The 8267-nt window shown below is 66.8% G+C and carries 9 protein-coding genes; 2 read left to right on the top strand and 7 right to left on the bottom strand.

Features of this window, described 5'->3' with window-relative positions:
* On the top strand, positions 1-1030 hold a 1030-nt coding region (locus ASE90_RS10985), incomplete at its 5' end, for an IS481 family transposase (protein WP_235531756.1).
* Here the strand turns inward: ASE90_RS10985 and ASE90_RS10980 are convergent.
* The gene (locus ASE90_RS10980) at positions 1027-2259 is read right to left on the bottom strand and encodes a phospholipid carrier-dependent glycosyltransferase (RefSeq protein ID WP_056000087.1); all 1233 of its coding nucleotides are present in this window, start codon (positions 2257-2259) and stop codon (positions 1027-1029) included. The two genes, ASE90_RS10985 and ASE90_RS10980, sit on opposite strands and share 4 nt — an antisense overlap.
* Positions 2260-2405: 146 nt before the next feature.
* On the opposite strand from ASE90_RS10980, the gene ASE90_RS10975 reads away from it, so the two are divergent.
* Entirely contained in the window at positions 2406-3629 is a 1224-nt protein-coding gene (locus ASE90_RS10975) for an SAM-dependent methyltransferase (RefSeq protein WP_056000084.1), read from the top strand.
* Positions 3630-3669: 40 nt separating this feature from the next.
* On the opposite strand, the gene ASE90_RS10970 is transcribed toward ASE90_RS10975, so the two are convergent.
* The 6 genes from ASE90_RS10970 to ASE90_RS10945 form a co-directional block, all read right to left on the bottom strand.
* On the bottom strand, positions 3670-4428 hold the full coding sequence (locus ASE90_RS10970; protein ID WP_056000081.1) for a helix-turn-helix domain-containing protein: 759 nt from the start codon (positions 4426-4428) through the stop codon (positions 3670-3672).
* A 128-nt stretch (positions 4429-4556) separates the two neighbouring features.
* Positions 4557-4826, bottom strand: a complete 270-nt coding sequence (locus ASE90_RS10965; RefSeq protein WP_056000078.1) for an HPr family phosphocarrier protein — start codon at positions 4824-4826, stop codon at positions 4557-4559.
* Entirely contained in the window at positions 4823-5230 is a 408-nt protein-coding gene (locus tag ASE90_RS10960) for a PTS sugar transporter subunit IIA (protein ID WP_056000233.1), read from the bottom strand. Before ASE90_RS10960 ends, ASE90_RS10965 begins: the two co-directional genes overlap by 4 nt.
* A gap of 23 nt (positions 5231-5253) precedes the next feature.
* Complete coding sequence (gene rapZ / locus ASE90_RS10955) at positions 5254-6147, bottom strand: RNase adapter RapZ (RefSeq protein WP_056000074.1); 894 nt, start codon at positions 6145-6147, stop codon at positions 5254-5256.
* Positions 6144-6557 (bottom strand): HPr kinase/phosphorylase, encoded by a 414-nt coding sequence (locus ASE90_RS10950; RefSeq protein WP_056000070.1) that lies wholly within the window; start codon positions 6555-6557, stop codon positions 6144-6146. Before ASE90_RS10950 ends, rapZ begins: the two co-directional genes overlap by 4 nt.
* Complete coding sequence (locus tag ASE90_RS10945) at positions 6554-8128, bottom strand: sensor histidine kinase (protein WP_056000067.1); 1575 nt, start codon at positions 8126-8128, stop codon at positions 6554-6556. Before ASE90_RS10945 ends, ASE90_RS10950 begins: the two co-directional genes overlap by 4 nt.
* Positions 8129-8267: the final 139 nt, after the last annotated feature.

Below are 8267 nucleotides of genomic sequence, written 5' to 3'. Positions count from 1 at the left end.
CGCCACGACCACGCACGCCGTCCGAGCAGCAATACAGCGATCGCAAGCTTCGCTCGCGACGCTGAGCCGCGAGTTGGGGATCAACCCCAAGACGGTCGCGAAGTGGCGCAAGAGAGCAACGGTCGAGGATCTGAAGACCGGGCCGAAGGCCCCTCATTCGACCACCCTGACTGAAGCCGAGGAGGCGATGGTTGTGGCGTTCCGGCGCCACACGCTGCTGCCGCTCGACGACTGCCTCTACGCCCTGCAGCCATCGATCCCGCACCTGACACGCTCAGCGCTGCATCGGTGCCTGCAGCGGCACGGCATCTCACGGTTACCGGATATCGAGGGCGACAAGCCGAAGCGGCAGCGCTTCAAGCGCTACCCCATCGGCTTCTTCCATATGGACATCGCGGAGGTGCAGACCGCCGAGGGGAAGCTGTACCTGTTCGTTGGCATCGATCGCACCAGCAAGTTCGCGGTCACCCAGCTGGTAGACAAGGCTGACAGGCGAACGGCGTGGGAGTTCCTTGAGCACCTGCTGAAAGCCGTGCCCTATCGGATCCACACCATCCTGACTGATAATGGCATCCAGTTTGCCGAACAGCCGCGCAACCGAAACACCGCCTGGTCGCGTCAGATGCGCTTCGACATGATCTGCGAGGCCAACGACATCGAACACCGCCTCACGAAACCCAACCACCCGTGGACGAACGGTCAGGTCGAGCGGATGAACCGCACCATCAAGGAGGCGACCGTCAAACGCTTTCACTACGAGAGCCACAACCAGCTCCGGACGCACCTCTCCGACTTCATGGCCGCCTACAACTTCGCCCGCCGGCTCAAGACACTCAGCGGCCTCACGCCCTACGAATACATCGCCAAGATCTGGACGTCAGAGCCAGACCGGTTCATCGTCAACCCGATCCACCAGATGCCGGGACTAAACACCCTCACGCCCTACGAATACATCGCCAAGATCTGGACGTCAGAGCCAGACCGGTTCATCGTCAACCCGATCCACCAGATGCCGGGACTAAACACCTAGCGCCAGCTGTCGAACCACATCCAGCGGTTGAACGCCTGCGGTCCCGACAGCGGAGCGGCGGAAAGGATGGGATAGAAATAGACGAACAGCATGATCGCCGGCAGCGCGAACCATTCGTCGGCGCGGGCGAGGCGACCCCTGGCATGGGCGTGGAAGGCGGCGGCAAGCGCGAGGCAGAGCCAGATGCTCGACAGGTGGTAGTAATAATAGAAGCCGAGCGATTTGGGGATTACCGCCCATACCGCCAGCGATCCGACCCACAGCAGCCCGATGCCGAACAAGGCCGGTGCCCGCCGCTTCCATCCGGTCCGCAGGCACACCGCGACGGCCAGCAACCCGCCCCACATGATCGCCGGATTGCCGAGCAGCAGCACGCCGCGCTGCACGCCCGCATCGGGTTCGTAGAAATACCAGATCGGCCGGGCCAGCAGCGGCCAGGTCCACCAGCTCGATTGATAGGGATGCGCCGCCAGGATCTGGGTCTGGCGTTCGTACATATCCCATTGGAACGGCAGCAGCCGAGCAAGGGTCAGCGGCTCGGACGCGTAGAAGAAGGCCGGGGCGAAGGTCGCGAAATAGGTGGCGATGCTGACCGCGCCGAGGATCGCCAGCGCCGCGATCAGCGGCAGGCCCGGCCAGTAATCGCGCTTGCCGGTCTTGCCCCAGATCAGCAGCAGGCCGGCCCCCGCGACATAGGGCACCGCCGCCCACTTCACCCCGACCGCCAGCCCGAACAGCAACGCCGCCAGCGTCAGCCGCAGCGCCGGCTGCCCGCGCATCGACCAGAGGAGCGCGGCGATGGCGAGCGTGACGAACGCGCCGAGATACACCTCCAGCATCGCCGTCCGCGCCTCGACCAGCAGCGTCTGGTCGAGCATCGCCAGCGCCGCGCCGAACGCGGCAACATGCGTCCGCCGGAACAGCAGTTGCAGGATGGCGAAGACGCCGAGCACCGTCGCCGTGCCCGCCAGCGTCCCCATGATCCGCCAGCCCCACGGATTGTCGCCGAGCAGCAGGATGCCCGCCGCGATCAGTTCCTTGGCCACCAGCGGATGTTCGGGATTGGCGGGATAGGCGAGCGTCAGCAGCGTTCGCGCGGCAGGGACGTAATGGACTTCGTCGAACGACAGCTTGCCCGGCCGGCCCAGCGCCCAGGCGAACAGCAATTGCGCCGCCACGCCGATCAGCAGCGCGGTGGTCCATGGGCGATCGCGCAGGCGGGAAAGCATGGCGGGCGTGTAGCGGAACGTCCGCCCCAAGCAAATCCTCCCGGAATCGGTGAAGGCGCAGTCCAGTACCGATATCCTCCCCGGAGCGGGGACGATTGTCACGGTTCGCCCATGACTTGCCACATTCGGTCCCTAACGGGCCGTTCATGGCACTGATCGACACGTTTCTCGCCCGCACGGTTCGTCGCGGCACGCTTTCCCTGACCCACGCCGATGGCCGTATCGTCCATTTCGGTACCCCCGATCCGGCCTTTCCCGATGTTGCGATCCGCTTCACCAGGCCGGGCGTCGCCGGCCGCATCGTCCGCCATCCGGCATTGGGCGCGGCAGAGGCGTTCACGGACGGCGAACTGGTCATCGATCGCGGCGACATTCGCGATCTGGTCGAATTGCTGACCGGCAACACGCCATGGGGCCGGGGCGGCGGGTTGCGGCCGTCGCTGCCGATCCGCCTGTTCGATGCCGTCCGGCACCGGATCGACCGGGTGAACATGGCGCGGCGGTCGAAACGAAACGTCGCGCATCATTACGACCTGTCGGATCGGCTCTACGCGCTCTTCCTCGACACCGACCTGCAATATAGCTGTGCCTATTTCACCGATGCCGACCATGGCCTCGAACAGGCGCAGGCCGACAAGAAGGCGCATATCGCCGCGAAACTGGCGATAAGGCCGGGGATGCGCGTGCTCGACATCGGCTGCGGCTGGGGCGGGATGGCGCTGTATCTGCACGAAAAGACCGGGGCCGAGGTGCTGGGCGTCACCTTGTCCGAAGAGCAGATCAAGGTCGCCCGCCGTCGCGCCGAAGCCGCCGGCGTCGCCGACAAGGTGAAGTTCGAGCTGATCGATTATCGCGACGTGACCGGCCGGTTCGACCGGATCGTGTCGGTCGGCATGTTCGAACATGTCGGCCCGCCGCAATATGGCACCTTCTTCCGCAAGTGCCGCGAATTGTTGACCGACGACGGCGTGATGCTGGTCCATACCATCGGCCGGATGGGCGTGCCGGGCGTCACCGACACCTTCACGACCAAATACATCTTCCCCGGCGGCTATAACCCCGCGCTGTCGGAGATCGTGCGCGGTTATGAGGGCACCAAGCTGATCGCGAGCGATATCGAGGTGCTGCGCGTCCATTATGCGCTGACCATCGATCACTGGTATGCGCGCACGGTCGCGGCGAAGGATGCGATCGTCGACCTGTACGACGAGAAATTCTACCGCATGTGGACCTTCTACCTCGCCGGCGCGGCGGCGGCGTTCCGCCATGGCGGCATGGTCAATTATCAGGTGCAGCTGACCCGTGACCGCTGGGCGCTGCCGCTGACCCGCGATTATATGGTGGAGGAAGAGCGGCGGTTGCGGGGCTAAGTTGTGCTCTGCCCCGGATCGGGTCCGGGGCGGCGTGTCTCTAGCCGAGGGTGATGCCGACGACCTTCCATTCGGTATCTTCCTGATCGAGCATCACTGTCTCCACCTGCTCACCGCCCCTGGCGAAGCGGGTGCGGAATTTGACCGATTGGTAGCCATAGGGCGGGGCAGGAACATATTCCTGTCCGATCAGCGTCCGCGACACGACCGGGCCGAGCGGAGTACGAACCTTTTCCGAGACATTGGTCCAGACCTGCTCCGTATTCAGCTTGCGGAAGGCAACGCCGAACCGGCGGTAGGTGTCGGTCCAGCGCCCCTGATCGACCAGTTCGAGGAAGGTGCGCGCCGCATCGGGCGCGGGCGTCGCCGGTGCGGTCGCGGGCGGCGGTGCCGGCACCTGCAACGTCGCGGGCAACAGGGTGAAGGCCAGCAGGCCGAGGGCAAGGGTCATGACGATCGCTCCGATCAGAAACCGGGGCAGGCGACGTGCCGGCCCCGCGCCGTCGTCCGGCGTGGAAGCCACATCGGTGGTGCGGCGGCTCGCGTCGTCCCCGTTTCTCATGTCCCCCAGATTTTCGGGGGTCGCGCCCTCGGCCTCGAACAGCATCCGCGCCGCCTCGCGACTGCTCGACACCGCCAGCTTGCGCCGGGCGTCGCGCAGCCGTTCGTTGATGGTGTGGACCGACAGGCCGAGCGTCACCGCGACCGACTTCGCATCATGGCCGCGCACGATCAGGCGCAGCGTCTGCTTTTCCTTGTCGGTCAGGGCGGTGAGGCCCGGATGGTCCGGCATTGTCATGCGGCGGGACCTATGGCCGGGGCAGGGGTGGGACCACCCCTAAAAATTTGGGAAGCAGGACGGTGGTCCCAAATACGTCGTGGCCGCGGATCAAGTCCGGGGTAACGACGAAGGGAAAGCGGCGCGGCTCAATCCTCGCCGAAGCGATCCTCGACCAGTTGCGCGAGTTGTCCAACCACCGCCTCAGCACCGTCGCCGCTCGCGCTGATCGTGATATGGTCGCCCTTGGCGGCGCCGAGCATCATCAGGCCCATGATCGAGGTGCCGGTGACGCTCGATCCGTCCTTTTCGACGCTGACCTCGATCGGTTGCGCGGCGGCCATCGTCACGAATTTGGCGGAGGCGCGGGCGTGGAGGCCGCGACGGTTGGTGATCTGCACGGTGCGCGAGGTGGTCATGCCGCTGCTTCCCCCAGAACCTCGCTGGCGACCGAAATATATTTGCGGCCGGCTTCGCGCGCGGCGGCGACCGCTTCGGCGACCTTCATCGCCTTGCGCGCGCCCCCCAACCGGATCAGCATCGGCAGGTTGATGCCGGCGATCACCTCGATCCGGCCGGTTTCCATCAGCGAGATCGCAAGGTTGCTGGGCGTACCACCGAACAGGTCGGTCAGCACGATCACGCCCTGCCCGGCATCGACCGCGGCGATCGCGGTCGCGATGTCGGCGCGGCGTTCCTCCATATCGTCGTCGGGACCGATACACACCGTCTCGATCCGCTCCTGCGGGCCGACGACATGCTCCATCGCAACGACGAACTCCTGGGCAAGACGACCATGCGTCACCAAAACCAACCCGATCATGTTCGTCGTCGTTCCTACATCCGTCATGGCGCGCGCCGTGCGCCTTCCAGCGAGTCCTGCGGCGCGGTGCCGAGATCGCGATGTTCTATCGTGGGCGAAAAACCCTGATCGCGCAACCATGCCCCCATGCGTTCGGCGACATGGACCGACCGGTGTCTCCCGCCGGTACAGCCAAAGGCGATGGTGACATAGGATTTGCCCTCCGCCTTGTAGCGCGGCAGCAGCGTCGCCAGCATCGTTTCGAACGAAGCGATGGCGGCGTCATAGGCGGGATCGGCCTGCACATAGGCGGCAACATCGGCGTCGAGGCCGGTGCCGGGCCGCAGCACCGGGTCCCAGTGCGGGTTGCGCAGGAAGCGCATGTCGAGCACGATATCGGCGTTGCGTGGCGCACCGCGGGCAAAGCCGAACGAATATACCGACAACACCGGATCGGCACTGCCCGGCGCGGCGAACGTCTCGCGCACCCATTCCGCCAGCGCGTTGCGCGAGAAATGGGTGGTGTCGAGCAGCCGGTTCGCAAAGGCGCGCAGCGGTTCGAGCACCGCGCGCTCGGACTCGATCCCGTCGGCGGCGGTGCGATCGGTGGCAAGGGGATGGCGGCGGCGCGTTTCGTTGTAGCGGCGCTCCAACTCGGCCTGGCTGCTGTCGAGGAACAACACGCTGACGCCCAGATTGGGGCGGTCGCGAATGCGGTCGACGATCTGTTGCGCGTCGAAGCCCCGCGTCCGGGTGCCGATGCCGATCGCCAGCGGCCGTTCGGCATCGGCGGGGCTGGCAGCGATCAGGTTGCCGAGCAGGCGCAACGGCAGATTGTCGACGATATCCCAGCCGCTGTCCTCCAGCGTCTTGAGCACCGTCGATTTGCCCGCACCCGACATGCCGGTGACGAGCAGGATATCGGCATGGCGCATCATCGGAGAATCCTGTCAAGCATTAGGTCGATCTTGGCGGGTGCCGAGGCTTCGAGCAACGCCAGTCTGTAGGCGGGGATGGCGATGCCGGCGAGTGTCCGCGTCATGGGTTCGGGCAGGCGATCGGGGGTGCCGGCCTCGACGAACAGCGCGACGGGGATGCTGGCGATGGTCGGGCGATCGACGATGCCCAGCCCACGCACCTCGATACGGCCGGCGATGGTGGCGGGCGCGGTCGCATGGAGCGTGCCGGCTTCGACATGGAGCAGGGTGTAATCGTCGCTGACCAGTACCCCGCCGCGCTCGATCAGCCGGAGCGCGAGGTCCGATTTGCCTGATCCCGACGGGCCGGCGATCAGCACGCCGACGCCGCGGATCGCGACGCAGCCGGCGTGGATCGGCGGTTCGGTCATTCGCCGGCGATCGGCAGATGTACGACGAAGCGCGCGCCTTCGCGGCTGTCCCGGCGTGATTCGGCGGCGATCATACCGCCATGCCCTTCGACGATGGTTCGGGCGATGGCAAGGCCGAGGCCGGAATGCTGGCCGAACGCCTCGCCGCCGGGGCGGACCGAATGGAACCGGCGGAACACCGCCTCGCGCTGTTCGGGCGGCACGCCGGGACCGTCGTCGACGATCTCGATCTCGACCAGATCGCCGTCGTTTCCGCCGCCGATCCGCACCGCGCCTCCGGGCGGGGAGAAGGAAATGGCGTTGTCGATCAGATTGGCGAACACCCGTTCCAGTCGGGCACCCTCGCCGTGCACAACCAGCGGACCGACGTCGCCACGATCGAAGTGGAGCGTCACGTCGCGGTCGATCCCGCGATCGACACGGTACGCGACCAGCGCCGCGATCAGCGCCGCCAGATCGACATCCTCGAACTTCGCCCGCGCCAATTGCGCATCGAGCCGCGAGGCATCGGAGATATCGGTGATGAGGCGGTCGAGCCGGTGGACGTCGTCCTGCACGATCGCCAGCAACTGGTCGCGCAGATCAGGATCCCTGACCGTCGCCAGCCCGTCGACCGCCGACCGCAGCGAGGCGAGCGGATTCTTCAGCTCATGGGTGACGTCGGCGGCAAAGGCTTCGGTCGCATCGATCCGGCTGCGCAACGCGGCGGTCATGTCGGACAGCGAGCGGGCGAGCATGCCGATCTCGTCGCGGCGGCTGGGCAGGCGCGGCACCACGACCTCCCGGTCTCGGCCCAGCCGCACCCGGATCGCGGCGCGCGCCAGCATCCGCATCGGGCGGACGATGGTGCGCGCGAGGAACAGCGACAGCAGCACCGACAGCAGCACCGCGACCGCGAGAACCATGCTCAGCCGCGCGCGTTCGGTCCGCACCGTCTGGGTGATGTCGCGGGCATTGACCGTCGCCATCAGTACCCGGTCCTCGGGCAGGGGCGCGGCGGCGGTGACGACCGGCGTCCGGTCGGGCGCGCGCCACACCGTCGCGGCGGTGCCGCCGGTGGTGCGGACCGTCACCACATCGGGCCAGCGCAGGCCGCGACCCGGCGCGCGTTCGCGGTACAGCGGGTCGCGATCGTTGCGGACCACGGTATCGATCACCGCGTCGAGCGCGCGCGCCGCATCCTGCTGCCAGCCATCCTTGTCGGGATCGCGCAGCTGGAAATTGCGCACGCCCAGTTGCCGGCTGTCGGCGACCAGCCGCCCCCGCCGGTCGTAAATGCGGAGCCGCAGCCCTGATTTGCGCGCGAAATTGACCATTTCGTCGGTGCGCTCGTCGGGCGACAACAATGTCAGCGCCTCGGCGATCAACCGCACTTCGCGTTCGGCCTGCGCCACCCGGCCGTCGACGATGCGCGCACGATAGCTGTCGAGATAGAAGAACCCGCCCGCCAGCAGCGCGAGCGCGAAGATGTTGACGAACAGGATGCGCGGGGTGAGCGACACCCGCCCCGACCAGCGCAGCGACAGGGCGCCTTCGTTGGGCGGACGGTCGATGGGGTCAGCGTCGGGCATTCGGCATTCCTACATGCCGCAGCCGTACCCCCGCGCAGGCGGGGGTCCAGCGTTTCACCCGCCGACCGTTGTTCCGCCTGGCTCTGGACCCCCGCCTGCGCGGGGGTGCGGCGGAGTGGCTGGGCTGGCGCGGCGCGCC

Origin of the sequence: Sphingomonas sp. Leaf67 (assembly GCF_001421965.1) — a bacterium.
In the GTDB taxonomy this organism is placed as follows: domain Bacteria; phylum Pseudomonadota; class Alphaproteobacteria; order Sphingomonadales; family Sphingomonadaceae; genus Sphingomonas.
This window is presented reverse-complemented; position numbering and strand designations above follow the sequence as displayed.

Excerpts from the sequence above, each read along its gene's own strand:
- ASE90_RS10980 (WP_056000087.1), bottom strand. The coding sequence starts at position 2,259 with ATGCTTTCCCGCCTGCGCGATCGCCCATGGACCACCGCGCTGCTGATC.
- ASE90_RS10975 (WP_056000084.1), top strand. The coding sequence starts at position 2,406 with ATGGCACTGATCGACACGTTTCTCGCCCGCACGGTTCGTCGCGGCACG.
- ASE90_RS10970 (WP_056000081.1), bottom strand. The coding sequence starts at position 4,428 with ATGACAATGCCGGACCATCCGGGCCTCACCGCCCTGACCGACAAGGAA.
- ASE90_RS10965 (WP_056000078.1), bottom strand. The coding sequence starts at position 4,826 with ATGACCACCTCGCGCACCGTGCAGATCACCAACCGTCGCGGCCTCCAC.
- ASE90_RS10960 (WP_056000233.1), bottom strand. The coding sequence starts at position 5,230 with ATGATCGGGTTGGTTTTGGTGACGCATGGTCGTCTTGCCCAGGAGTTC.
- rapZ (WP_056000074.1), bottom strand. The coding sequence starts at position 6,147 with ATGATGCGCCATGCCGATATCCTGCTCGTCACCGGCATGTCGGGTGCG.
- ASE90_RS10950 (WP_056000070.1), bottom strand. The coding sequence starts at position 6,557 with ATGACCGAACCGCCGATCCACGCCGGCTGCGTCGCGATCCGCGGCGTC.
- ASE90_RS10945 (WP_056000067.1), bottom strand. The coding sequence starts at position 8,128 with ATGCCCGACGCTGACCCCATCGACCGTCCGCCCAACGAAGGCGCCCTG.